The 25551-nt window shown below is 40.5% G+C and carries 21 protein-coding genes; 13 read left to right on the top strand and 8 right to left on the bottom strand.

From position 1 onward, the window contains the following. Positions 1 to 166: 166 nt before the first annotated feature. From NSMS1_RS04580 to NSMS1_RS04570, 3 genes are all read right to left on the bottom strand, one after another. Entirely contained in the window at positions 167 to 3196 is a 3030-nt protein-coding gene (locus NSMS1_RS04580) for an MFS transporter (RefSeq protein ID WP_224091524.1), read from the bottom strand. Positions 3197 to 3478: 282 nt separating this feature from the next. Further along, on the bottom strand, positions 3479 to 4012 hold the full coding sequence (gene infC / locus NSMS1_RS04575; RefSeq protein ID WP_067769129.1) for a translation initiation factor IF-3: 534 nt from the start codon (positions 4010 to 4012) through the stop codon (positions 3479 to 3481). Between the two features lie 272 nt (positions 4013 to 4284). Then, positions 4285 to 5952: an alpha-amylase family glycosyl hydrolase gene (locus tag NSMS1_RS04570; RefSeq protein ID WP_224091523.1), complete on the bottom strand. Its 1668-nt coding sequence runs from the start codon at positions 5950 to 5952 to the stop codon at positions 4285 to 4287. Positions 5953 to 6302: 350 nt separating this feature from the next. Here NSMS1_RS04570 and NSMS1_RS04565 point away from each other — a divergent pair, with 350 nt between their 5' ends. Continuing rightward, positions 6303 to 7865, top strand: coding sequence for a sensor histidine kinase (locus NSMS1_RS04565; RefSeq protein ID WP_224091516.1), 1563 nt, complete (start codon positions 6303 to 6305; stop codon positions 7863 to 7865). Continuing rightward, a complete protein-coding gene (locus tag NSMS1_RS04560; protein ID WP_224091514.1) occupies positions 7771 to 8436 on the top strand; it encodes a response regulator transcription factor in 666 nt (221 codons plus the stop codon). Before NSMS1_RS04565 ends, NSMS1_RS04560 begins: the two co-directional genes overlap by 95 nt. Here NSMS1_RS04560 and NSMS1_RS04555 read toward each other — a convergent pair. After that, positions 8425 to 8667 carry a DUF6737 family protein gene (locus NSMS1_RS04555; protein WP_224091513.1) on the bottom strand — a complete coding sequence of 81 codons (243 nt, stop codon included), beginning with the start codon at positions 8665 to 8667 and terminating at the stop codon, positions 8425 to 8427. The genes NSMS1_RS04560 and NSMS1_RS04555 overlap by 12 nt on opposite strands. Before the next feature lie 124 nt (positions 8668 to 8791). Then, positions 8792 to 9232, bottom strand: coding sequence for a hypothetical protein (locus NSMS1_RS04550; protein ID WP_224091510.1), 441 nt, complete (start codon positions 9230 to 9232; stop codon positions 8792 to 8794). A 356-nt stretch (positions 9233 to 9588) separates the two neighbouring features. On the opposite strand from NSMS1_RS04550, the gene NSMS1_RS04545 reads away from it, so the two are divergent. Continuing rightward, positions 9589 to 10356: a D-Ala-D-Ala carboxypeptidase family metallohydrolase gene (locus tag NSMS1_RS04545; RefSeq protein ID WP_224091508.1), complete on the top strand. Its 768-nt coding sequence runs from the start codon at positions 9589 to 9591 to the stop codon at positions 10354 to 10356. Positions 10357 to 10577: 221 nt separating this feature from the next. Here NSMS1_RS04545 and NSMS1_RS04540 read toward each other — a convergent pair whose 3' ends face one another. Beyond that, positions 10578 to 11453, bottom strand: coding sequence for a PEP-CTERM sorting domain-containing protein (locus tag NSMS1_RS04540; protein ID WP_224091507.1), 876 nt, complete (start codon positions 11451 to 11453; stop codon positions 10578 to 10580). 311 nt (positions 11454 to 11764) lie between these two features. Next, positions 11765 to 12838: an undecaprenyldiphospho-muramoylpentapeptide beta-N-acetylglucosaminyltransferase gene (gene murG, locus NSMS1_RS04535; RefSeq protein WP_224091505.1), complete on the bottom strand. Its 1074-nt coding sequence runs from the start codon at positions 12836 to 12838 to the stop codon at positions 11765 to 11767. Between the two features lie 83 nt (positions 12839 to 12921). Between murG and NSMS1_RS04530 the strand changes: the two genes are divergently transcribed. Beyond that, entirely contained in the window at positions 12922 to 13740 is an 819-nt protein-coding gene (locus NSMS1_RS04530) for a nuclear transport factor 2 family protein (RefSeq protein ID WP_224091504.1), read from the top strand. A gap of 98 nt (positions 13741 to 13838) precedes the next feature. After that, positions 13839 to 14612: an SDR family oxidoreductase gene (locus NSMS1_RS04525; RefSeq protein ID WP_224091495.1), complete on the top strand. Its 774-nt coding sequence runs from the start codon at positions 13839 to 13841 to the stop codon at positions 14610 to 14612. A 51-nt stretch (positions 14613 to 14663) separates the two neighbouring features. On the opposite strand, the gene NSMS1_RS04520 is transcribed toward NSMS1_RS04525, so the two are convergent. Next, complete coding sequence (locus tag NSMS1_RS04520; RefSeq protein ID WP_224091493.1) at positions 14664 to 15215, bottom strand: nucleotidyltransferase family protein; 552 nt, start codon at positions 15213 to 15215, stop codon at positions 14664 to 14666. Positions 15216 to 15769: 554 nt separating this feature from the next. On the opposite strand from NSMS1_RS04520, the gene NSMS1_RS04515 reads away from it, so the two are divergent. From NSMS1_RS04515 to NSMS1_RS04480, 8 genes are all read left to right on the top strand, one after another. Then, complete coding sequence (locus NSMS1_RS04515; protein ID WP_224091491.1) at positions 15770 to 17152, top strand: DUF642 domain-containing protein; 1383 nt, start codon at positions 15770 to 15772, stop codon at positions 17150 to 17152. Positions 17153 to 18246: 1094 nt separating this feature from the next. After that, entirely contained in the window at positions 18247 to 18792 is a 546-nt protein-coding gene (locus NSMS1_RS04510; protein WP_224091489.1) for a hypothetical protein, read from the top strand. A gap of 79 nt (positions 18793 to 18871) precedes the next feature. Then, complete coding sequence (locus NSMS1_RS04505) at positions 18872 to 19249, top strand: hypothetical protein (RefSeq protein ID WP_224091486.1); 378 nt, start codon at positions 18872 to 18874, stop codon at positions 19247 to 19249. Next, on the top strand, positions 19197 to 21944 hold the full coding sequence (locus NSMS1_RS04500) for a hypothetical protein (protein WP_224091484.1): 2748 nt from the start codon (positions 19197 to 19199) through the stop codon (positions 21942 to 21944). Before NSMS1_RS04505 ends, NSMS1_RS04500 begins: the two co-directional genes overlap by 53 nt. Before the next feature lie 18 nt (positions 21945 to 21962). Beyond that, entirely contained in the window at positions 21963 to 22742 is a 780-nt protein-coding gene (locus NSMS1_RS04495; protein ID WP_224091482.1) for a hypothetical protein, read from the top strand. Between the two features lie 73 nt (positions 22743 to 22815). Next, entirely contained in the window at positions 22816 to 23859 is a 1044-nt protein-coding gene (locus tag NSMS1_RS04490) for a hypothetical protein (RefSeq protein ID WP_224091480.1), read from the top strand. 61 nt (positions 23860 to 23920) lie between these two features. Then, positions 23921 to 24736, top strand: a complete 816-nt coding sequence (locus tag NSMS1_RS04485) for a hypothetical protein (RefSeq protein ID WP_224091478.1) — start codon at positions 23921 to 23923, stop codon at positions 24734 to 24736. 119 nt (positions 24737 to 24855) lie between these two features. Beyond that, positions 24856 to 25551 carry a hypothetical protein gene (locus tag NSMS1_RS04480; RefSeq protein ID WP_224095096.1) on the top strand — a complete coding sequence of 232 codons (696 nt, stop codon included), beginning with the start codon at positions 24856 to 24858 and terminating at the stop codon, positions 25549 to 25551.

Genomic DNA, 25551 nt, shown 5'->3' with positions numbered 1-25551 from the left:
ATCCCAATTTTTAAACTCAACGCAACTGTTTCTTCCCCCTGCTCCCTGCCTTATTACAACAATAATTATTTACGCCGACCTACTTAATTTGCTGAGAAGACTCCAATCTCTCAACACTAAATATTCACAGCTATGCCCACCATATTATAGTTTTGGTGGACATTGCCTACGGTACTTTGTCTTTTGTCATCTGCTCCCTACCATATTGATATTTCTTCATCAATTCTTGAATTTGAGCTGCTACTAATGGGTGGGAGTCCTTTTGTAATTTGGGTAATAACTCTAAGAGAACGCGATGGGATACTACACTTAAATAAGCGATCGCAGCTTCTCTGACAAAGCCTGTAGGATGACGTAACGCCATCAATATTTCGTTAATTGTCAGGCGAATCCGGCTTGCTTGGGCATAATGGAAACAGCAAGCCAAACACCAATCAGAGAGAAAAGTGCCTAAAGTTAGCATTTTCTGCAACCTTTCGCTAACTGGCAGTTTTTGATATTCGGTAAATTCAGCCTCTACCAGATAATGCAGCTTTTCTTGGTGCGATCGCTTATCTAAAATATTCAACAATAATGATTTTGTCGGCAAATTCACTGTATGTTCTAATATCTCTAATCCCCTGGCTAAATTAACCACCGATTCAGACCGCAAATTAAAGGCAGCAGCCTGCATTTTCTCAGGGGAATATAGTAATTTTAATAGTAATAAAATCCTTTCTCGAATATCCCATTCCATTTCACTTAAGGCGCGTTGTAGTAAATCACGAATGATCAAGACCCTTTTATTTGTTTGCTGATCTTCTAGGATTGATTGTGGTTGTAAATCTAAATAACCAGCGTAAATTTCTCCTAAAAATCGTAATTCCTGCTCAATCAGACTTTCTACCCGACTGTGCTGAAATCTATCAACTAAATTACTAATTTCTGATTGTTTCTGAATTTTTAATAAGCTACGCAGAATATGATATCTGGTAGCGCCCCAAGAAGATTCCAATTGTAACCATAAGGTTTCTAGTGCTTCTGTTGTGGAAATTTGTGCTATTGTACGCCAAGCATACATGCGTAAGACTTCTGGTTTATGAGCATTTGTCGCCACTTGCAGCAGCATATCTAATGCTTCATTCTCCATTTTGACTAAGGCACGCATGGCAGTGGCGCGGGTTGATTTGTAATAGAGTGCTGTTAACAGAGCTGAATAATATTCTTCCATGCGTGTGGCGGCAATCATTTCTAAGACCGCACAACGCACCCTCAATGATTCATCCTGTAATAAATTAGGAATATGAATCCGCAAAGCCTGTAAATACACTACTTCTCGCAGGGCTTTGACCCCATTTACCCGTTCTCGTTCTTGCTTATGGGTTAACATGCGGCGTAAAGTTTTGGTTGCTGCAACTTTTTGCATGGGTGTTCCCTGACGCAACAGCAAAGCGGCCGCCGTAGCGCGGGTTAATGAGTGGTGGCGTTGGTTGAGGTATTCTTCTATTTGACTTAAATTCGGGTTGGGATCGGCTAACCAGACGTAACGCAACGCTAAGGCAAAAACTTCAGGATCAATATTGTCTGGATGACGTTCTAACAGCCAACGCACCTCTGATACATGGGCTGGAGTCGTATCAGTTGACAACATCACTTCTAAACTATGGCGTTGTAAATCTGGTGGTAGCTTGAATAATATTGGTGCTAAGACATCGACTGCCCCTTTGGGGTCAATTTGGGCTAATAATTCAATGCAAGAGTGTTTATCTGTGGCGTTGCCTTTTTCCTCTAAGGCTTTGACTACTCCTTGTTGAAAGGCACGCAAACCCACATTAGCGGCACTCAGTTCGCCACGTTCCGCACTTAAAACTAATAAATCAACATAACGCGATCGCAATAACCAAACTACCTTCAAACAGGCAACGGCTACCACTATTGTTTCACCAAGAAGTACCCACTTTTGCATTGCTGGCGGCATCAACCACCCGCAAACAAACAAGGTCATAGCAATCATGATACCAGCCGAACCAGTGGCGATCGCTTCTGCTGTTCCTCCTGATAACGCCTGCATGTGACTACGAATGCGTTCGGGAATTGGCTGATATAAGACAGGGCTACTACTGACGACAAAGGTATAACGCAGCAATTCATCAAAGAATTTCAACCCTACTAACCCCCAGAAGAAAGCTGAAGATTTGACTGTGGGTAGTGAATAGAGTAAACCAATTAACCCAGGAACAACAAAGCCTACAGCCGCAGGTAAAAGGGCAGCCGTAAAGAAGACTCCAAAGCGTTCAATCAGCCGGCTGGCGAAAAACCATTGAGTCGCCAATTCACACAAGCCGATGATACCGCCAAATATACCCAAAAAGCTCGCTAGTTCGCGATCACCCAAATTGGTTTTGAGTTCTTGGAGGTACTGAAAATCTACTAATAAACCAATGACTTGTAAAAGCCCGACAAAGGCAAATAACTGTAATGTATAACGCTTGAGTGGTGCTTGAATCCGCCGATGCCGAGAAGCTTGTTCTTGAGGCATAAGGCGCTGTGGTAGATCAGGAAAACAGGTACGGTACTGATAAGTTAAATAGCAGAGAATCGCTGAACCTATAATGATTACTCCACAAGCAATCATGATGACGCGGTTGAGTTTGGCGAACTCTAATAACCAAGGCAAACTAAAACCACTAATTACATCTGCTACTAACAAACCACTACTAATTAGTGGGTAAGTACGCTTAATTTCCCGAATGTTAAATAGTTGGTTGGCAACGATGGAGGTATTTAAGTCGTTGACTACATACAGAGAATCTACCCACAGCCGCAGCAGAAACACCACAACAACTGATAAGTACGAGACATGAACTCCCCAACGTAATAAGACCAATAACATTAATGGCACGACCATACAAGGTGCGATCGCCACTACTACCCAACGCAAAGGCAAAACCTTTTGTAGCCATGAATAGACAAAAACCAGCGCCATACCCGTAAACGCGCTAGCAATATACATCCACGGGAGAGGCCCAGCACCGTATTCATCCAGAAACAGTGCAACCGTACTATCCTCTGCCCATCGCAACCCAATAGAAACAATCGTGTAGAAGGTGAACATCATCCAAGTCCGTTCGCCTTCTTCTGGTCGTAGGTTCACCCATTTTAAAAGTTGTGCCAGCCAAATTGGATTTGCCGTCAACGAGTAATTTTTCAATTCCATGTTTATTTTCTGGTATAGCAGGAGGCAGAAGGCAGAAGGCAGGAGGCAGGAGGTAGGAGGCAGTTGACAGTTGACAGTTGACAGTTGTTTTTTCTCCTCTGCTCCTCTGCTCCCCCACTCCCCACTCCCTACTCCCTACTCCCATTCCCCAAAATGGCAAAAGTCCTGAACAACTGAGTATTATGTTTCCCACTCAGAGTTCAGGACTATCAAGTTGCAATTAAATTCAACGACTGTGAAGCCGTTTTGTTATTTTCAGTGGTGGATTACTAGACTAGATGATTACTTCTTAGGCGAGATGAGCATCATCATGTTTCGCCCTTCTTTTTTCGGTGCTTGTTGCACTTCACCGAATGGTTCTAAATCTGTCGCCATTCGTTTGAGTAAATCTTCTGCCAAGTCACTGTGTTGAATTTCCCGACCCCGGAACATAACAGTTGCTTTGACCTTATCACCATCTTTGAGGAAGCGTTCTGCTTGCTTAACACGCACATTATAGTCGTGTTCTTCGATTTTGTAGCGCATCTTCACTTCCTTAACGTCAGCTGTATGCTGCTTTTTGCGGGCTTCCCTTGCCTTCTTTTCCTGCTCAAACTTGTATTTCCCGTAATCCATGATCCGACATACTGGCGGGTCAGCCTTGTCACTGAGCAGCACTAGATCCAGCTCTTTCTCTTCTGCCATTTGCAGTGCTTCCTGTGGAGTCAGTATTCCTAGCTGGGAGCCGTCAGTGTCAATGACCCGAATTTTTGGGAAGCGGATTCTCTCGTTAATTTGGGGTAAATCGCGAGTTCTTTTTTTCTCAATCACAGGCATTATGATTTGTGGGAGCTTCTTTGTTTAATTGATGTAATGTGGACTTGATTGCTCGATTTTGATTGGTCTGCTTTAGCAGCACAATACTAAAATAACTGAAGAATTAAAATTGAGTCTATAGTTTTGGGGTAGCTAATCCATAAAGTAGTGAGTTTATCTCGTGTATTTGTTATTCTACTCATTCTGAGAGGATTTCTCTGCGATCGTGAACTTAAATCACATAACTTAGAGAAAGATTAAATATTGTAACAAATTTTTTTCATGTTGGTTGACTAATGACTAACAAATACCTTAGCCGCGTAACTAGGTAAGTCAGTGACTAAAGCGCCGTCGGTAATTGTAATTTCCTCATCGGTGAATAAATCTTGCCAAGTGTCAGCCGTGGGGAAGTGAGGAATTTGATAGCAAATGAGATTGTTTGCCGAAAAGTTGATAATAACGACAATGCGGGAACCTTGGTCATTCCAGCGAACGTAAGCCAAAATTCTGGCGGCTGCGTTTTCGTGGAAGAACTCTATGTTATCGCTTTGCAAGGCGGGTGTGTGTTTGTGTAAAGCGATGAGTTGCTTGTAGTAGTTGAGTAAATCTTGATTTTGCTCGTTGTTTAATAATGACCAATTAATTTTTTTGGGTTGGGTTACGTCTTCGCTTTTGCGTTGATATTCGCCAAATTCCTCACCCATCCACAGCATAGGTAAACCCACAGCCGTCATCAGGATCACGGCTGCTAACTTGGCGCGTCTAAATGCGTCTTCGTCAAATATACCGCGATCGCCTAATTCTCGCATCAAGCGTTGGCGATCGTGTGTCGTTAAATAATTAATCACATTTGTAGCCGTTGCATACCCTTGTTGTTTAGGGTTTAAAGCAGGTTTGAGTTGTTCTAAATCAAATTGTTCGCCTGTTATGTGGGGAACCACAAAATAGCGGAAACTTTCGTGCCAACAAGCGTCTAATGGCCCATCTGGTTTAACTACAGTGCTAGTATCAGGAATGTGTTCGGCAATATTAAAAAAGGGTTTAGAACCAGCAGTTTTGTGTGCTTCTTGCGCCAGCCAAGTTAAAAACTCAAAGTTAGCTAATTGACGGACTGCATCAAACCTAATTCCATCAAGATGATATTCTCCTACCCAATACCGCACCACATCACCAACATATTTCCATGCGGGTTTGATATCTAGTTTTTCATCATAATTATTATAGTTAAACTCTGGCCCCCAGTAATTATCAGGGTCTTCTGGATAGTGCATATATTCGTAATACCAATAATTGCGGTCAATCAGCATTAAGGGGCATTGTTCATCTGTGTGATTATAAATGCCATCCATAAAAACTCGAATACCTCTGTTGTGGCACTCGTCAATTAATCTTTTTAAATCTTCCGTTGAACCATAACTAGATTCGGTAGCAAAGAAGTGACGAACTTTGTAACCCCAATTATAATCACCAGGATACTCATTGACTGGCATCAATTCAATGGCATTGATTCCCAAATCATGCAGATAATCTAACTTTTCAATTACTCCTAAATACTTACCACGTTTATTAGGGTCAGATTCATCACCTGTAAAGTCGGCAACGTGCATTTCATATATAACTAGTTCATGATTTTGTGGTAAAGGCACATTATCATATTGCCAAACATAATCATCGACAATACGTTTACTGTTTTTAACTCTGACTATCCCATAACCTTTTTCATCATTTACATCTGTAGCGTAAGGGTCGATAATATCTATCCATTCCTCTTGATGATGGGGGCTGTTACTTTTAACACGAAATTTATATTGATAAATACCGTCTTTTAATTCTAAATAAGTACGAAAATAACCATCATCACCTTTTTGCATCTCTATTTCTTTTTCTGGTGATAAATAGGTAATTAACGATACTTGATTATTATGAGGAGCAAATAATTTAAACTCAATGGAATTGGACATTTTAGTGATTAAATATATTCTCATTCATCCTATTATGTGCAATTGCTAAAAACTTCTTTCTTCAGTAAGAATAAATCATCCGCTTTCACTCCTATAGTTGAGTAAAAAAGGCATATTTTTACAAAAGGTTATCTGGTAAGAGAGGGTCTTGAATGCCTACACTCTTGTTAGAGGATGTTTTAAACAGTCAACAGTGGACATAACAACTGACAATTGATTTCTTCTGTTGAAGAATGTGTTGATGCCGACATCTATGAACTAGCCCGGTATGATTTGATAGGACTATTACGTGATTACACGATCGCCTAGCAACTGGGTAGTCACGATAGTACTCATGTTAGTTTTTAACCATGAAACTTTTATCAGGATTGCGCTCCGCTAACTCTACACAAACACCCTCATCATCAAGATGGCGGTTTTTTAAAGGAGCAAGACCCCGGATTTTAGTTTGGTACGTTTTATTAACAGCGTTCTCTAGTGTGACATCGATTCTCGTCACCCATCAGATTTTTTACGATCGCATCCGTATGCAGGCTAAGGTCTATGTACGTCAGCAGGTGAGTGAGTTTCGTCAACTTGCTAACGACCGTAGTGCGGCAAGAAAGTTATCTAATCAAGATGTGGCTACACTATTCGACTCATTTTTATCTAGTTACCACCCCATCGGTAAAGATAATCATGCGATCGCTTTGATAGATGGTCATGTTTACAAGTCTAGTAGTGAATTTACTGAACGGCTTCTGACCCATGAAACCCGACTAATTCGTTACTGGGCAATGCTGAAGGAACCAGATCAAGCTAAAGTATCAACCCAAAGTATGGGTAATATATACTACTTAGCAGAGCCAGTTGTACAGGATGGGAAAATTCGTGGTGTTTTAGTAGTTATTCACTGTATCAACAGTGGCTATAAAATGGTCGATGGTGCGGTGCTGTTGGTACTTCAGGCAAACTTAGCCGTTTTAGGCATAGCTACTCTCATCGCTTGGGTAACAACTAAACGGGTGTTAGCACCCCTAAGTCTTTTAACAAAAACTGCCCAGTCCATTACCGAATCAGACATGAGTCAACGGATTCCTGTGACTGGTTCAGATGAAATTGCCGAATTGACAGCAACGTTTAACGCCATGTTGGATCGGCTACAATTAGCCTTTAACAGTCAACAAGAGTTCCTTAAAGATGTAGGTCATGAGCTACGTACCCCTATCACCGTCATTCAAGGAAATCTGGAAATGTTGCAGTATTGTCCAGAGAAACAGCCGCAAATGATAGCTTTGGTGATGGATGAACTCAACCGCATGGGTCGTTTAGTGAATGATTTATTATTGTTAGCCAAGGCAGAAAATCCAGATTTCTTGAACCTCAGACCAGAAGAATTGGACTGGTTAACAGAAGACTTTTATTTAAAAGCGCGATTATTGGCAGACCGAGAGTGGAAGTTAGAATCTAAAGGCTTGAGTCCGATTGTAGTAGATCGGCAAAGGTTGACTCAGGCGGTGATGAATCTGATTCAAAACGCCGTGCGCCATACACAAGTAGGTGATACTATTACCCTTGGCTCTAGTGTACAAGGCGATCGCGCCTATATTTGGGTGCGAGATACTGGTACAGGTATAGCACCAGAGGATCAGCAACGAATTTTTGAAAGGTTTGTCCGGGGAAGTAATCACGAGGAAGGACATGGACTAGGACTATCGATTGTCCAGGCGATCGCACAAGCACATAGTGGTTGGGTGGAATTAGTTAGTCAATTAGGTCAAGGTTCAACCTTTACACTGGTTCTTCCCCTCAATTCTCCTCCCAACGTTGCTAGCACCCATGAACCGGATTCTCATCGCCGAAGACAATCCTCGCATTACCAGTTTTTTGCAAATCGGCTTACAAGCCCACGGTTTTACAACCATAGTCGTTAGTACAGCGTGGGAAGCGATGCAAATAGTGGAAGCTGGAGATGTGGATCTGCTGGTTCTAGATTTAGGATTACCTGACAGAGATGGAACTGAGGTTTTAACAACTCTGCGCGGACAAGGTGAAACCATCCCCATCATTATCTTGACTGCGCGGGACGGTGTGGAAAGTACGGTTTCTAGTTTAGAAGGTGGTGCTGACGATTACATTACCAAACCCTTCCGTTTTGAAGAACTGTTAGCCAGGATTAGGGTACAGTTGCGGAATCGTGCGCCGAGAACTAAACAGGAAACAACTATACAAGTTGCTGATATTACCTTGGATTTATTAACCCGCCAAGTATGGGTAGGCGATCGCTTAGTCGAACTCTCGGCTAGGGAGTTTCTCTTAGCGGAAGTCTTTTTACGCCACCCCATGCAGGTATTAACAAGGGAACAACTACTAGACCGAATTTGGGGTTACGATTATGACCCAGGTACTAATATTGTTAACGTTTACGTAGGACATTTGCGGCAGAAACTAGGAAGCGATCGCATTGAAACAGTCCGGGGTTTTGGTTATCGATTAAGAGTTTGAATCACTTTGATAAGATTCCAATATCCCACTGCGAATCATCAGTTGCGGCCAAACCAGCAAAAAGAAGCCCATCCAGGTTAATACAGGAATCGCAACTATTACAGTCACCCAGATAATTTTTAACAACAACCAACTACCAACAATTAACGTTACTCCCGTGAGTAATATCGACCAAGGCTGACACCACCAAGGTTTATAATCCCAAGGATTGAGAGTTTTCTGCTCAGACATAAGAATAATTCGTAATTCGTAATTAAAAAATCTTGCTCTAGCTTTAACAAACTCCTGGGTGTATATCTATGTTTATTTTTTCTTTGGCAGTTAATCTTCTATGATTCTGCCGATAATTACTATATCAACGTCTGCGTCTAATTTGTTCTTGCCATTCTTTTAAAGAAACATATTTATTTTCTATAACATCTAGAGCCTCAATCACACCAGTCTTAGACACACGAAACCAATAAATTGTACTGTTGTGGTCTGGCTGATCCTCATACACTCTGACTTTATAGTAAGGATCATCAGGTGTAGGAAGACCGTCAACAATTGCTGCTACTTTGATAGCTCCCCTAGATAGCCTTTGTATTGTTCTAGCTTTGTATTGTACCTGCGGTAGATTCCAGACTAACTTAAAAGCGGCTTCTTCATTCATCTCTCTAGTCGTCTGAGCCACATCAATAGGGTGTGCTGGCTTGTAAAAAGCATAAGAGTCGTCTAGGTTGGCTCCCCACATCGCTTGTCCAGGAACTCCTATTAGCAAAATACTCATCAGGGGATACCAAATTATTCTTTGCATAAAGATGTCCTTGGGTATGTTTGTACTAATTACAAAGTTGTATATCTATATCGTTATTAACCAATTTTAATATAAGTAAATTCTTGAAGTATATATGTAATATCTAAAACAAGAATATTTGAATAGAGAAAACTGTTTAAGATACGTTTCACTACTTGTTGCGAATTTATTTTACAAGGTTATACTAGATGGCTAGTTAAAACTACTAATAAAAAAATAGTATTTAACTACTAATTTTATTGGAAATTTCACTATAGGAGTTGTAGTTGTTATCAGCGTTGCTTGTCATTTCCTGAAAAGCCAGAGAAAAACTTTACAACCAATAGGCTTTAACTCAATACCAAGGAGACTTATCAATGGCAGAATCTACCTTAGAATTTTCTAACCTAGAAAAATTTGAATCCACTAATACTACTGTTAAAATTAGCGAAGCTGATACTGATATCGTCAAAGAAATTCAAACCCTACTCAAAAAGAAGGGACTTTACAAAGATGATATAGATGGCGTTGTGGGAAATCTTACCCAAAAAGCATTTGCCGAATTTAAAGAGAGCGTTTGGTTAGATGCTCCTGATTTATTAGGGCCGACCACGGCTGCTGCATTGCTAGAGATTGCAGAAGACCATCAAACTATTGAAGAACAAACTCGCACACTCACACCTTTACCTAAATCAACAGTAGGAACTAAAACTGGACGTTCTTTAAAGCTAGTTACTGGGGAAACAGTTTACGAAAATGAATTGGTAGTACCAGATATTCCTTTGACTTGGGGAGAAATCACCAAGGGTTGTGACCCGGAAAGAAACCCAGAATCAAAAGCAATCATCAATAACATTATTAAAGCAGCCAAGGGATTTGGTAAAATTCGGGATAAATACGATAGTCCGCTTTCCATCAATTCCGCTTATCGTACACAGGCTGTAAATCGCCGCATAGGTGGCGCACGTTATTCTCAGCATATTAATGGTTTAGCTCTGGATATTTGCCCTGTTGATGGCAACTTTGGCAAACTATTACAAATTTGCCGCGCTTCCGACTGCACAGGACTAGGTAGAGGAATGCACAGAGGTTTTATTCACGTTGACTGGCGTTCAGGCGGTCGAGTTGTGTTTGATTATCCTTAACAAATTCAGTGTTTAACTATTAATTAAACTGAAGTTATGAGAATTGGTTTTACTCTCATAACTTCAGTTTTCATACAAGTAGTTAATACACTTTCAGAAGTGAAATTTCAACATACCCACACCTGAAAGTGCGTCACTTTTATTTATTAGCAAAATGTAGATTTTGGGGTCAGTGTAGTCCTCTCAGGTATAGTAAATACTTAAGATACAAAAAATTCTCTCTACAAAACTGGGAGTTTCTTTTTATTACGCATCATCCAACCTAAACCTAAAGCCACCAGCATAAGTCCTGATGTGCTTTGTGGTTCGGGTACAGATGTTGTACCTTCTAAAGAAAACGAAGCGTTAAAAGGGGCTGCAGCGACAATATCAGTACCAATTCTCAACCAATCTGGTTGTAAAGGCTCATTGCGAATCCAAGTTTGTAAATCTGGGTTAAAGGGAGTCCCTGGTGACACAATTGGTTTAGGTGCGGAAAGCCAAAGAAAATCTCCTCCACTAACAGCTACCTGAGGAACGAAGAAGTAATGATCGGCAGGTAGGGAAAAGGGGTCATCAAATGAAATATTAAATTGCACTTCTTGTCCGCTAACAGACCCTTCACCACCAGTTGTTTGGTTGGGAATCGGGTTAATTCCATTGATTACTGAATTAGCAGCAGTGAAATTGGAATTAATCAAGGTAGTATTAAATGTGAGTCCACTTGATGAATCACGGGATGCAAGTGCTACATCAGAAGGAGAGTTAACTCGTGTTGGCACTTTTCCATCAGGGGGATTTTGAGAATCCTTAGGAAAAACACGATAAATTTCCACTATGACATTTTGAATGTCGGCTAGTGTCGCACCATTTGTTAATAAGCCAGTAAATGTAGCTTTTGTAATCTTTGTTTGTTGTGAGAGAATGAAATCATCCCCTGTTTCAATCTCAACTTTTCCTGGGCTTGATGGACGAGAAGCTGTGGCAATTTTGCCATCGGGAGAACCGGTATTAAAGGAAAAGCTTGCAGCTTGAGCAGGGTTAGCGGGTATGGCAGCAAGGCTCAAGGTAAATCCAGCACAAGCAATAGTTAATTGTTTGAATAGATTGGTATTCATTCTGGTTCCTGACATGGTTCAACTCTATGCCCTTGTTGGGGTATGGTTTTTTATTGATGTCAAAGATATCCGAAGCTATCGCTGAATTAGGCTTAAATTCCTATCAGCTTTTTTGTTTAACTACATGAGTATTATTACTGAAATGCTTAAAAATTTGTTATAAGAAATGTAAATATTCACTATTTTGATATGTACGAAGCTTTTCTCCAAATCAAATATGAGTCCTAGAGCTTCATTAATTATTTGGTTAATGTAGCTCATACTGCACTATTTGGCTGATTAAATATTGATTATTTGTATATTGTCAGGCTTTATTTTTCCACAACTTCCCGTACTAAAGAGGCTAACTTATCAGCACTGTCGGGAACAGCGATCGCCTTAGCATTTTCTCCCATTTTCCTTAACTCATCGGGCGACTGTAATAAATTTAAAACTTGAGTTTGCAACAACTCGGCTGTTAACTCTGATTGCTTAAAGCTTAAGGCTGCGCCAGCTTTGGTAAATACCTCAGCGTTGTAAGATTGATGGTCTTCCGCCGCGAAGGGATAGGGAATTAAAATGGCTGGTGTGCCACACACGGCTAACTCTGTTAAGCTACCAGCACCAGAACGGCTGATGGCTAAATTAGCACGGCCTAGTAAAGCCGCCATGTTGTCGTAAAAAGGTAACTCTATATACTGCGGGTGCTTGAGAATATCCACATCGGGATCGCGATCGCCTGTTAAATGTACCACGTAAGCGCCTGCCTCAAACCAAGCCTTAGCCGCTTGGCGCACTAACTTATTCACCGCCACCGCGCCTTGGCTACCACCGAACACGACTATTAAAGGTGCGCCTTCAGGTATGGGTAAATCTAGTTGAGAATTATTACTTGAATTTAAGAATTGTGAACGAACTGGCGTACCCACACAAACATTTGTCGCACGGGGTAAATACTTCGCCGCTACATCAAATCCCAAGGCGACTACACTACACCAAGGGCCAAAAAAGCGGGTAACTTTCCCTGGTAAGGCGTTGGACTCATGAAAAATCACGGGTAAACCTAAAGAACGCGCTGCAATGACAGCCGGACCAGCAATATAACCGCCTGTGGTGACAACTCCTTGAAACTTACCTTGGCGTAGGAGTTTGCGGACTTGGAAAATCGAATTGATCAGTTTACCTAAAATGATTAAAGAAGAAATACCGAACCCTTGCTGAAACCCTTCAACTGCAATAGTATTCAAAGAATATTGTTTCGGGACTAGCTGAGTCTCTAGCCGATTGGGGACACCCAGCCATTGAATATCATAATCTGGTAGTTTCTCTGCCAGTGCGATCGCCGGAAACAAGTGTCCACCAGTCCCACTGGCAGCTATTAGTAATTTTATTGGTGCGTTTACCATTTAAACTCTACCGTTTAGCGCCTAGCTTAACTAAGATAAAACAATTTCCTCACCTTCTCCACTCTATCCGTAAACTCTTCGCCATGACTAAGATGATTTTTTTACTACTCAAACGCCAAAGCCGATTTTCCTACGGTATCTGGTTGACTCTGTGTATTTTATCCTTGGGTGTAGTCAATGTTTGGCAACCTACCCAAGCCACGGAACTAGCACAAAGTAGCACCACTCAAAATGCGCCTGCTGAATTAAAAACTCTGCTGACACAAGTTGATACAGCCGCTAGCAAAGGCGATTTAAAAGGAGTTTTGCAGTTTTATAGTCCCACCTTCACCAATGGAGATGGATTAAACCGCCAAACTCTGGAAAAAAGCCTAGCTTCATTTTGGCAGCGTTACCCCAAATTGCAATACACCACACAGCTACAATCTTGGAAGTCTGAAGGTAATGCCATTATTGCAGAAACAGTAACTAACATCAAAGGTTCAGGCAATAATAACTCCACTCTCAATGCCACCATTAAATCCCGTCAACGTATAACGGCGGGGAAAATTGCCCGTCAGGAGATTTTATCAGAACGTACTTTAATTACTTCTGGTAACAAGCCACCTCAAGTAGATATTAAATTACCACAACAGGTAAAAGTTGGACAGCAGTATAGTTTTGATGCGATCTTACAAGAGCCGTTGGGCGATGATTTAATTTTAGGAACTGCCTTAGAAGAAGCAATCCAACCAGACAAATATCTTAAAGGTACACCTGTAGATTTGCAATTACTCAATTCAGGTGGTCTTTTTAAAGTAGGACGCGCCCCATCTACTCCTGGTAATCGCTGGGTTTCTGCTGTCATCCTCCGGGGTGGCGGCATGACGATGGTAACACAGCGTTTACAAGTGGTGAAATAGTGGTTCAATAGTCCATAGTCAATAGTCCATAGTCCATAGGGTTTGACTGTTGACTGTTGACTGTTGACTGTTGACTGTTGACTAATGACTCTTAACCTATGATTTCCCTAAAGAACCAAACTGTATTGATTACTGGCGCAAGTAGTGGAATTGGTAATGCTTGCGCTAGGATTTTTGCTGGTGCGGGTGTAAAACTTATCTTGGCGGCGCGACGGTTGGAAAGGTTGCAGCAGTTGGCTGACGAACTGAGTAAAGATTTTGGTGTAGAGACTCATCTATTACAGTTGGATGTGCGCGATCGCCATGCAGTCGAATCTGCTATTACCAGTTTACCGCCAGCTTGGTCAGAAGTTGATATCCTGATCAACAACGCTGGTCTAAGTCGCGGTTTGGATAAGCTGCATGAAGGCGACTTCCAAGACTGGGAGGAAATGATTGATACCAACATTAAGGGATTGCTTTATTTTACCCGTTATATTGTTCCGGGTATGGTACAGCGTGGGCGGGGTCATGTGATCAATCTCGGTTCTATCGCTGGGCATCAAACCTATCCCGGTGGTAATGTGTACTGTGCAACAAAAGCCGCCGTGAAAGCAATTTCTGAAGGTTTAAAACAAGACCTTTTAGGAACTCCAGTGCGTGTAACTTCTGTTGATCCTGGGATGGTAGACACAGAATTTAGCCAAATCCGCTTTCATGGTGATACAGAACGGGCGAAAAAGGTTTACCAAGGAGTGCAACCACTCACAGCAGAGGATATTGCTGATGTAATCTTTTTTTGCGCCACGCGATCGCCTCATGTCAATATCAATGAAGTGATTCTCATGCCTGTTGACCAAGCTAGCGCCACATTGGTTAATCGGCGAACTTGAGAATAAATTAATTTATAAAATATTCTGTCGCAGGCAAAACGTCTGCGATTTTCATTTATGATTTACAGCTAACTGTAGACAAGGACATTTTGACACAAACCCAGCAGCTTTATGATGCGCATCTGGGTTATTAATATGGGCTGGTGTGGGTCGAATAATCCCGGTGAATAAATCATCCAAGCCGTAGGGTGTGAAAAATTCCCATTGTCCTTGAGTATCTACACGCACACCTACAGCCGTGGCGGTATGTAGCCAATCTTGTATACCATCTTCGGTGCTGCTATAGGTTCTGCGGCCTGGTCGCCACCTAGCAAAACTGGCTTGATTTTTCACATCAAACTGGTGATGGGGAAATAGATTTGTGAGATCAGCCTTAGCTGTTAATTCTTGCTCACGGTTTCCTGTTTCGTCAAAGAAGGCAATATCATAATCTTTGATGAATAATGCACAGTTGTCGCCAAATAGAGAACGCCAGACTGTGTTGCGTACTGCGCCCCCTGCTAACCACCAATTAGGTAGATGAAGTTGAGCTATGGCAGATAATACTTCATTGACAGGTGAATCTGCCAAAATTTGTTGTAAGCGAGTGTAACTGTTGGTCATCTAGAGAAACGCAGATATTGAGCGTAGGCAATCATGCAACCAGTATAAAACGGAATTTTTCCTTGAGTATGTAGTTATTTCTAGACTCCAGTTAGATGCTTTAGGTGATGATTTCTTAAAAAATACCAACTCAATTGGTAAAGCCTGTTTGGTTCTGTATAGTACAAATCACTTATTTTATCTAACTTGTAGCACATTTAGTACATAAATACTAATAAAATATATTTTATTAGTACCAACTTATTAAGTAACAATTTCCAATATTTTTGGTATTGTTATCAATAGATTCAAACTTAAGTAATCTCTCTTAGGTGTTATTTAATGAGCGAAAAAGAGTTGCGGTAGAAATAGCGATCGCATTTTACCGAATAGTAGCCTTGGGGTTCACTAAAAAATTTAGCTCAGGAAAAACCTTTAGCTATTAGTCGTATAGCAGTAAAAAGCTGTGCATTTCGATTGATAGATGAGACCGAGTATGGAAAATATTCGGTTTCCTCTGTCATCGATTCAACTTGTTGTTTTTCAGCGTGCAGTAAATTTTGGAACCAAATACTATGCAATCACGCAAAAAATTTAGTGTAAACGTTTATGGGCTGGCTATCACGTTAGCGACCACAGCAACAGTCACTAGTGCTTATATCCCCACAGCACAAGCAGCCAATCTTGTGTCTAACGGAGATTTTGAACTCGACGCTAGCTATAATCCTAACTACAATCCTAATGACCCTTCTACCTGGACTAATAACCCTAATATTACTGGCTGGACTACAACTAGAAATAATCCCGCAGATCAATGGATTAGTGTTATTAAAGGGAATTACGATGCAATTATTGGCTACCCCGATTCACTAGGTACTGGTAAAAGCACTTTTAGGGGTGGTGGATACGTAAATGATGGCTACTTGTCACAAAATCTTGCTACAACCCCAGGTCAGGTCTATCAGCTCAAATATAGATTAAGAAGTAACGACTTGCCACAGTTTACCGATAACACATTCCAGGCTTTTATCGGTGGCAACAAGATTTATGACCTCAACAATATTCCTACCAATTCCTTCACTGCCAACTCCTACGATCCATACACAGAGTATACATACAACTTCCTGGCTACAGACACAAACACAGAACTAAAATTTGCTTACAGAAACCCCAACGGCTTCTTCTTTCTGGATAATGTGAGTGTCGAAGCTGTAAACGAAGCACCAACAACTGGGGGAACAATTACGGTTACTGGTGTGCAACCTGGGGACATTCCCCCATCAGTACCCGCAACTGGTCGTACCGATTATCCTCAAAATGACCCACGTTACATTGTTCTTGATCCTAAAGATGATCCTAAATATTCAGTAGACCCTAAAAATATTGTCGTCAATGGTAGTTTTGAAACTGATCCACTGGTAAGTCCTGTAGACCCGACTTTGCCCAACCCCTTTATTACAGGATGGGTAAACGATAGTGATGCTATCGGAGATGGGACTTATTTATTTCGACAGTCAAATGCTCCCAACACTGGATTTCGGAGCTTAGATATACGGGGAACTGGCTTCTTTTCACAGGAACTTAATACAGTCGTTGGTCAAGAGTATTTACTGAGTTATCAATTTTTATCCGTTGAAGAGTCCACGCCAGGGAATCCTTTTCTTGGTAACATTTTTCGGACTTATATAGATGGTAATGTGATTGATGAGAAAGTAGACTCTACTTGGCGACAAGGATTCACGAAATATCAATATAAATTTGTCGCTACATCACCCACCACAGAATTAAAATTCTTTGGCAGGGTTAACCATGATTGGTTAACGTTGGATGATGTCAGTGTGGTTCCTGTAAGTGATTCTGATGCAAGTGCTACCTCTGTACCTGAACCCTCAATTGTTGGCGGAATTGTTGTTTTAGGGATGATGGGGATGAGAAGTAAGAAAAAACAGTTAGGATAAGAGCAAGTCAAACTCAGACAAGAAGTAGTGGTGGGCAATGTCCATCCTACAATATGACAAGCTTGGTTATTTAACGGGCAACAGGGAACAGGTACTGTCTATGGTGAGGGACAGTAAGCAGTTTTCTGTTGCTTTTAGGTATCTTTGAAGGCTTAACCAACTTGACTCGGCTCACGATAAATATAAGTAAAAATAGTGCTTTGTTTTTAGCGATCGCACTTTCTATATAACTCTGTAATTACACTGATTTTTTTCATGAGAATATGATTTTTCTACCCAGATAGAGACAAGGGAGTTATATTAATTCATAGATAAAATTAATACATAAAAGGGTAGCATTTCCCATCAGATGTTATGATTGTCTGGCAAAAACTGCTAGGATGTTAGTGTTTAAGACTAGACATTTGTCCCTATATCCAGTAACTTAGTGCAGAGGTTATGTATGGGCGATCGCCTGTACCTGAGTAGCTAATCTATGTGCGACTAGGTTTTAGGTATGTGTTCTCAAAATAAGCTTATTTGTGTCTACCAGAGCCATTTACTACCTTTTTGCGAAGCAGTCTTGCTTAATCTGATGTCAATATGTTGTAGCTTCGATACTTGATTGAGGATTTTTTGTAGATTAACTCATGTAATTTGAAGCTTTTGACTAATTAAATAACCTAGCTAATCATAGCAGTTTGTGCCAATTCATCAAATTAAGATGGAGAATTGATAGTCATGCAACACAAAGCTCATTTATTCATCAACTAGGCAAGTTCCCAGGCTGGCATCAAGATTAAGCCACTTAAAAGTCTTAAAATATTGACCTAACTAAGGATATATGCAGTTGACGATATTTATTTAATAGATTATTAAGATGGAGTTAACTTAGTTTTAACCATACATAATATCATAAATAGATATGCGCCTAAAAATTAATAGTTTTTGAATAAAAGGTGTTAGTGCATGATAAATTATCAAGGTTTCAACAACCGCGTCAACCAGGGTTTGTAATAGATAGTAGGACAACTGACTAAATGCCGAAAAAAAACATTCATGCACAAAAAAAATATATCACTTTTACAATAAATCAAGTTATAAATTTCAAGGAAATGAGACTTATCCTCAGACAATTACGGTTAAAAATAGTAGAATCAGTACCATTCTTGTTAGCTTGTGCTGTATTTCTTAGCGTCATCAGCTTAAAAAGCCCCTTGCTACTCTTTTGTATGCTATTTGGTAGTTTAGTTGCCATAGTCATTCATCAAGCTGGACAGCAATTAAATTTACCAAAAAGATGGTTAATCATTTGCCAAATATTAGCAGCAGCTTTGATTCTCAGTTTATTTTGGCTAGATTGTTTAGCCTTTCCCGCACAGGCACAATTTTTTGGCAAAGCAGAGAATTTTTTCAAAACTACATTAACACAGGGGAGTGAAAATAGCGGTGGTAGCCAAGCAGCCGTCAGCTTAATTTTTAACGTATTGCGAGGCATATTTTTACTTTATATTGCTATATCTCTCGTAGGTGTAATTAATGCAGTTCGTAAAGACGAAGATTGGCAAAGTGTAGCGAGAACTCCCCTATTAGTAGTCGTTGCTGTTACTATTGCAGATGTATTAACAAGCTTTGTAATTGGTGATACCAATAAACAATAATTATTTTCCTATCCATTGAGATTGAGCTAAATCATTTTAGTCTCTAACCTCCATCCCGCATCTAGCAGAGAAACAATATATGTCTGAGGAAAGATCACAAGAATTTCGCCCAGTTAATCAAATTTTAGGTTCTCAACCCTCACTAGGGCCAATTCCTGCCGATCAAATATTTCCTTGGACAGTAATTTGTCTAGGAGCGTACTTCATCATCAATGGAATTTTTGGAGGTGTATTCGCCGATGATTTTCAACGATGGCTATGGACTTTTTTAATTGCTGGTTGGGGGATGGCCACTTGGTGGATATTATCTGGTGGTAGAAGTTGGCGCTTTTTAAGTAAATTTATTGGAGTTCCCACTTGGACAAGAGGCTTTGCTCGTTATCACAGTTTGCTAGAAGTTAACCATGAAGCAAAAAATCGGAAAACAAAGCATCGGTCTCGCCGGCAGCGAAAGTAGATTAACGCCATTTGAGGATGCGCTACATCTATCAACCATGCTCAGAATAGCATTAGATGGGCGTGATATTGGCGCTTATATATTAACCAAGGGAACTCAAAAAGATAAATTTTGCTTTGTTTTTGGTTTTGAATGCAAAGGGATTCATACTACCTTAAGAAAAGAGCAAATAGACACAATTTTTCAAAACATTGAATCTGGATTAAAAGACATCCCCGAAGGGGAAAACATGACTTTACACATGGGTTCTTTTAGTTCAGATCAGCAACGCCAAGGGGAATTATCTGATTTAATTAAACGTTCTCCCTCAAGAGATATTAAATATCTGTTAATGGCAGAAAGAGCGAGAACGCAAGAATTAACTGCGGCGGGGATTCGTAAGCCGAAATTCTTAAAGATATACGTTAGTTATACAATTGAACCTACTTCTACCAATGCTGATGACTGGATTGAGAAACTGTTAGGCAGGGTCGAGGCGTGGTGGTTAAAATTTAAAGGTGACATGGCAGAAATTGCCAACCAGCGTATTGAAGGGGTTATCGCTAAAGCTTACCAGCAAGGGTTTTGCCGTTGGGAACAACTTTTATCTAACAAAATGGGTTTGGATATTAAACCCTTAAATGCAGATGAACTTTGGCAAGAAGTTTGGCGGAGGTTCAACGATACCCAACCTATTGATGTTCCCCAATTAGTAACTTTGGATGAAACCGGACTTTACGAACAGGCTCATTCAGATTTATCCAGTAGCCAATTATTAATAGAAAACGTCCACAGCACAACACTGTTGATGGAATCTGGTGTACCTTGTGCCGATCGCCGTTGGGTCAATGTCAATAATAATTATATTGGGGCAATGACTTTCCTAGAAAAACCCGGTGGCTGGCCAAATAAATTTGCCCAACTGCGTTATCTGTGGGAACTGTTGGCGCGAGAATCAATAGTAGATACAGAAATTGTCTGTCAATTGACGGCTGCAAACCCAGCTTTGGTAAAGACTACCCTACAAAGAGTCCTCAAGCAGTCAAATGTGACAGCAATGATGGCGCAGGAAAAGAGTAAAACAATTGACGTTAACGCGCAATTGAAGTTAAGAAAATCAGTTGCAGCACAAGAACAACTATTTGAAGGCGCAGTCCCAATTTACGCTGGTGTGGCTATCTTCGTCCATCGTCCCACTGTAGAAAAATTGGATGAAGCCACAAGGTATATCGAAAACTGCTTCCAGCGTCCGGCGCGAGTGGTAAGGGAAACTGAGTATGCGTGGAAGATTTGGTTACAATCTTTACCTGTAGTTTGGGAGGGTTTGTTAGTTAAACCCTTTAACCGTCGCCAGTTATATTTAACCAGTGAAGTACCTGGTTTAATGCCTTTAGTAATTACCAAAGCTGGCGATAAACATGGCTTTGAATTAATTGCGGAGGAAGGCGGTACACCTGTACAGTTGGATATGTTTAACCAACATAAAAACTTAGCCTTGTTTGCGACTACCCGTGCGGGGAAATCAGTCTTGGTGTCAGGAATTTTAACCCAGGCTTTGGCGCATGGTATCCCAGTGGTAGCCTTAGACTTTCCTAAACCTGATGGTACGTCTACCTTTACCGATTATGCCCATTTTATGGAAGGGAACGGGGCATATTTTGATATTTCCAAACAATCGAATAATTTATTTGAGCAGCCAGACTTACGATCGCTCGATCCAGAACAACAACGCGATCGCCTCCTCGATTATACCGCCTTCTTAGAATCAGCACTGATGACGATGGTGTTAGGCTCATCTGCTGATAACCAACTACTAACACAGACAGTTCGTTCCCTACTCAACTTAGCCTTGAGTGCTTTCTTTGCTGACGAAGGGATTCAACAAAGATATAAAATGGCGATCGCAGGTGGTTTTGGTAGTCCAGAATGGCAAAAAACCCCGACCCTCAACGACTTTTTGCACTTCTGTTCTCCAGAACATTTACAACTAGACTCAGTTAGCGGCCGAGTGGAAGACGCACTCAGCCAAATTCACCTGCGCTTGCGCTTTTGGCTTTCCAGTCGTGTAGGACAAGCCATTTCCGCACCCTCCAGCTTTCCCACCGACGCGCAACTTTTGGTATTTGCGCTGCGTAACCTCTCAGATAACGAAGATGCAGCCGTACTTTCCTTGAGTGCTTATTCCGCCGCCTTACGCCGCGCCTTGAGTAGTCCCGCCTCCATCTTCTTTATTGACGAAGCACCAATTTTATTCGAGTTTGACCAAATCTCCGACCTAGTAGGCAGAATGTGTGCTAACGGAGCCAAAGCGGGTATTAGGGTAATTTTATCAGCCCAAGACCCCGATACAATCGCCAAATCTAGAGCCGCATCGAAGATATTACAAAACTTGACTACAAGATTAATTGGTCGTATCCAACCAGTAGCCGTAGATAGTTTCGTCAGCATCCTTAAATATCCCAGAGAAACTATCGCGCGTAACGCCTCAGAAAGCTTTTTCCCTCGGAAAGAAGGAGTTTACAGCCAATGGCTATTAGATGATAACGGCATTTACACCTTCTGCCGTTATTACCCTGGTTATGAACAATTAGCCGTAGTTGCGAATAACCCCCATGAACAAACAGCGCGTCAACAAGCAATGCAACATTACAGCAATAAATATGAAGCAATATCAGTGTTTGCTCGTCAATTATTAGCTAGTTTACGCGGGAGTTAATAGTAAAGGTATAAATAAATGAAAAAAACTATTTTATTAACATTAGGATTTTTAGGACTATTAGCTGTGCCAGCAATGGCACAATTAGGCAGAGTTTGGACTGACTTTCAATCCTACTCCACCGACTTACAAAATTACTTAAGATATAACTTAAGTGAAACCTTAAAACCTCTAGAAACTAGTTCACAAAATGCCCTCAGTGGTGCGACAGGCGATTTAAATATACCTAATCCTATTGCGGCTGGTGATCAAGTTCGTAAGGATATCACATTTTTTAACTCCATACCCGACAAATTTGAGAATAATCAAGCCATACGTTCCAACGCCGTTACTAACGAAATTAATCGTTACCTCACCCGGAGTTCGGTACAAGGAATGCTGGGGAAAGAGGGACAAATCAGAATGAAAGCAAAATTAGAGAATACAGAAACAAGTATCAAAGATATTGAACAATATTCTAGAGATGCTGATGGATTTCTATCATCTATTGAGCAGTTATTGAATGCAGCTAAAGATGCAGCAACTCAAAGTACATTGGGAGCTACCAAAGATCAAGCCAACTTACAATTGCAAAGTATTAGAATCCAGACTGAGCAATCAAAAATTATTAGCGAAAATTTATATCAAACAGTTTTAGCAAATCAATCTCTACAATATTCTAATCTGAATTTAGCAAACATTTCTCAACAGATGGAAGAAGCAAATAGAGCGCGGCGAGTAGATACATCAACAGAAGCCGCAAGACTTCTACGAACTACTGCTCAAGTCGATTTATTTGGGAGAAAATCTGAAAAATAAATCTCTGTGTCTCTTTAGTTAATAATTAACCACAAAGGCACAGAGATGCAGAGAATATAACTATATATAAAATATGCAAATTTATCCATTTTTAGCTCAAATTGGCTTAACAGATACCCTTAATAGTGGCACAGCAACGGCTCGCAGTATTGCCGAAGGCTGGGACAATCAATGGTTGGATTTATTACAAAATAATACCAGCAATAACTTATATGGAGCATTGACAAATCTCGGAGTATTTTTTGCTGTTGGCACTCTACTATTTTTCGTACTCCAGTGGTTCAATGATATGATTCACAGCGAGTATTCGCGTCCGCTATCGGCTCTTGTTTGGCCTTTTGTTGTAGTCGTATTATTAAGCAATTCTGGTAATGGCAGTCTGCTTTCAACTTTAACATTAGGGGTCAGGAATTTTATCAATACTATCAATCAGCAAGTAGTGGCTACAGCAGATGCTAATCAAGTTTATCAGCAAGCATTAAATATGAGTGTTGCGGAAGAAGTAGCAGGTTCTTTACTTCGTCCCTGTCAAGCTTTAACTGGTGAACAACAAACCCAATGTTTTACAAAAGCTAGTGAAAGAATTGATAATCTCTGGCGGGAATATAGAAATTTATATGGAAATAGACCTTGGATAGTGAGGTTGGAAACTCAAGTTAATCAAATAAGATTTGGTACAGGTATTATATCCGAAACTGATTTTAATTCTTTAATAGGCAATACAGTTCAAACAAGTATTAAAAACTTTCTCATCTCCTTACAATATGCCTTTCAAAATTTAATAGAGGCAACTATGTTGCTAATTGCAGTGTTGGGGCCTTTAGCTGTAGGTGGTTCCTTACTTCCGGTAGCAGGTAAACCGCTTTTCTTATGGTTAACAGGGTTTATATCAGCAGGGATTGCTAAACTTTCATTCAATATTATTGCCATCATAACTGCTGCTGTGATTGTCAATGGCCCAGCGCAAGACCCTAATGCTAATCCTGATTTGATGTGGTTTATGATTTTTTTGGGAGTTTTAGCACCACTCTTATCTTTAGTTTTGGCAGGCTTAGGAGGATTAGGGGTGTTTAATGGTATTAGTAATGCAGCGACAATGGTGAGGGATAGGATATAGGAGGTAATGCGTAATAGGTAATAGGTAATTGGGGATATCTATATATTAAATTGGGGGGGAAATGGTCAACTTCTTACAACAGAAAAAAAAGCAAACATTTAGTGTTCTGACAACCTTTGCGATCGCTACTTTTAGTTTACATTTATTAGTTCTACTTATATTCCTAGTACAAGGATTAAATATTCGTCAACTGAGTATCCGCAAACCCCCCAACTTTGTCCAAACAATCGATGGTAAACCTGTAGTAGCTACCGATGATTTAGCCAGAGATCCGCAGGCGATTCAACAATTCGTAAGCAAAACGATGATAGCCATGTTTAACTGGTCGGGAAATCTTCCACCACAAAGGGTAGAAGATATCGCCAAACCTCAAATAGACCAGGGAATATTGATTAGAACCCCACAAGGAGGTAGCCAAAAAGTTAGTACGAGTAGCTGGGTTGCGAGTTTTGCCTTATCAGAAGATTTTCGTAAAGGCTTTTTAAGTGCGATCGCTGATATGACACCACCAGAGGTTTTTGCTAACAATCCCACCCAAGCAATATCAGCACAATTAAATATTAAACGAGTTTATCCACCTGTGGCGATCGCACCTGGAGCATGGCGCGTTGGCATAGTCGCTGACTTAGTTCAAACTAAAGGTAGTGATAATAGAAAAACTATTACTCCCTTTAATAAAGATTTATTAGTACGTGCCGTAGATTATTTCCCTTCTCCTTTAGGAGAAAATAGCACTGATATCCAAAAAGCAATTTATAGCAGTCGCATTGATAAATTAGAAATTTATGAAATGCGTAATTTATGTTTATTAGATGACTATAAAAATACCAATGCCAACGCCGCCTATCCTTGTGAAGCTGGAAGTTTTATTAGATAAGAGGTGACAGTTGACAGTTGACAGTTGACAGTTGACAGTTGTTTTTTCTCCCCCACTTCCTCATCTTCCCCAACTCCCACTCCCCACTCCCCACTCCCCACTCCCCATTCCCCATTTTTATGCAGCTACTCAAACCAGAAAATAAAAAAACCAGTATTCTACCCCTGTTTGCTGTAGGGACATTCGGGTTAAACCTGTTGACGCTACTGCTTTTGATGTTTCATGGGTCGATGTTACAGCAATTAAATCGCCAGTTTACTCCCCGGAGTTTGGTACAACTGATCGACGGTCATGCCATCACAGTAGACCCCAAGCCAAGTTTTGAGCGACATCCAGAGGCAGTGCGCCGCTTTGCGGGTGAAACTATGAGCCTTATGCTTACTTGGTCATCAAAGCAACCGCCAACAGCTATTTGGGAAGCTAGCTCACGCTTGTTAGGTAATAATTTACAGGCAAAGTTTCTATCAGAAATTAATAATCTTAAATCTCCTAGTCAAATTGGTAATACTACTAGAAATGACGATCATGTATTAGTAATCCAAAAAATTTCTCAACCAACGCCAGTTGGTAATGGTCAATGGAAAGTTGAAATGTTTGCTAATCAACTAATTTTTAATGGTTCTGATAATTTAGGTAAAACAATTCCTTTTAATAAACAAATAGTAGTTCGAGCTATGGATGAATCAGCTATTTCTCTACCATCTGCACCCCAACCTTGGGATTTAGCCGCTTTCCGGTTAGGGGAAGCTAGGTTAGAAATTTATAACATCTGCGATATAAATGATACAAATTGTACTGGAAATCCTAATAAATAG

This window comes from Nostoc sp. MS1 (assembly GCF_019976755.1).
Taxonomy (GTDB): domain Bacteria; phylum Cyanobacteriota; class Cyanobacteriia; order Cyanobacteriales; family Nostocaceae; genus Trichormus.
The sequence above is the reverse complement of the archived record's forward strand: the minus strand, read 5'-3'. Positions and strand labels throughout refer to the sequence as shown.

Coding starts and splice junctions, on each gene's coding strand:
- NSMS1_RS04580 (WP_224091524.1), bottom strand. CDS start 3,196: ATGGAATTGAAAAATTACTCGTTGACGGCAAATCCAATTTGGCTGGCA.
- infC (WP_067769129.1), bottom strand. CDS start 4,012: ATGCCTGTGATTGAGAAAAAAAGAACTCGCGATTTACCCCAAATTAAC.
- NSMS1_RS04570 (WP_224091523.1), bottom strand. CDS start 5,952: ATGTCCAATTCCATTGAGTTTAAATTATTTGCTCCTCATAATAATCAA.
- NSMS1_RS04565 (WP_224091516.1), top strand. CDS start 6,303: ATGAAACTTTTATCAGGATTGCGCTCCGCTAACTCTACACAAACACCC.
- NSMS1_RS04560 (WP_224091514.1), top strand. CDS start 7,771: ATGAACCGGATTCTCATCGCCGAAGACAATCCTCGCATTACCAGTTTT.
- NSMS1_RS04555 (WP_224091513.1), bottom strand. CDS start 8,667: ATGTCTGAGCAGAAAACTCTCAATCCTTGGGATTATAAACCTTGGTGG.
- NSMS1_RS04550 (WP_224091510.1), bottom strand. CDS start 9,232: ATGCAAAGAATAATTTGGTATCCCCTGATGAGTATTTTGCTAATAGGA.
- NSMS1_RS04545 (WP_224091508.1), top strand. CDS start 9,589: ATGGCAGAATCTACCTTAGAATTTTCTAACCTAGAAAAATTTGAATCC.
- NSMS1_RS04540 (WP_224091507.1), bottom strand. CDS start 11,453: ATGAATACCAATCTATTCAAACAATTAACTATTGCTTGTGCTGGATTT.
- murG (WP_224091505.1), bottom strand. CDS start 12,838: ATGGTAAACGCACCAATAAAATTACTAATAGCTGCCAGTGGGACTGGT.
- NSMS1_RS04530 (WP_224091504.1), top strand. CDS start 12,922: ATGACTAAGATGATTTTTTTACTACTCAAACGCCAAAGCCGATTTTCC.
- NSMS1_RS04525 (WP_224091495.1), top strand. CDS start 13,839: ATGATTTCCCTAAAGAACCAAACTGTATTGATTACTGGCGCAAGTAGT.
- NSMS1_RS04520 (WP_224091493.1), bottom strand. CDS start 15,215: ATGACCAACAGTTACACTCGCTTACAACAAATTTTGGCAGATTCACCT.
- NSMS1_RS04515 (WP_224091491.1), top strand. CDS start 15,770: ATGCAATCACGCAAAAAATTTAGTGTAAACGTTTATGGGCTGGCTATC.
- NSMS1_RS04510 (WP_224091489.1), top strand. CDS start 18,247: ATGAGACTTATCCTCAGACAATTACGGTTAAAAATAGTAGAATCAGTA.
- NSMS1_RS04505 (WP_224091486.1), top strand. CDS start 18,872: ATGTCTGAGGAAAGATCACAAGAATTTCGCCCAGTTAATCAAATTTTA.
- NSMS1_RS04500 (WP_224091484.1), top strand. CDS start 19,197: ATGAAGCAAAAAATCGGAAAACAAAGCATCGGTCTCGCCGGCAGCGAA.
- NSMS1_RS04495 (WP_224091482.1), top strand. CDS start 21,963: ATGAAAAAAACTATTTTATTAACATTAGGATTTTTAGGACTATTAGCT.
- NSMS1_RS04490 (WP_224091480.1), top strand. CDS start 22,816: ATGCAAATTTATCCATTTTTAGCTCAAATTGGCTTAACAGATACCCTT.
- NSMS1_RS04485 (WP_224091478.1), top strand. CDS start 23,921: ATGGTCAACTTCTTACAACAGAAAAAAAAGCAAACATTTAGTGTTCTG.
- NSMS1_RS04480 (WP_224095096.1), top strand. CDS start 24,856: ATGCAGCTACTCAAACCAGAAAATAAAAAAACCAGTATTCTACCCCTG.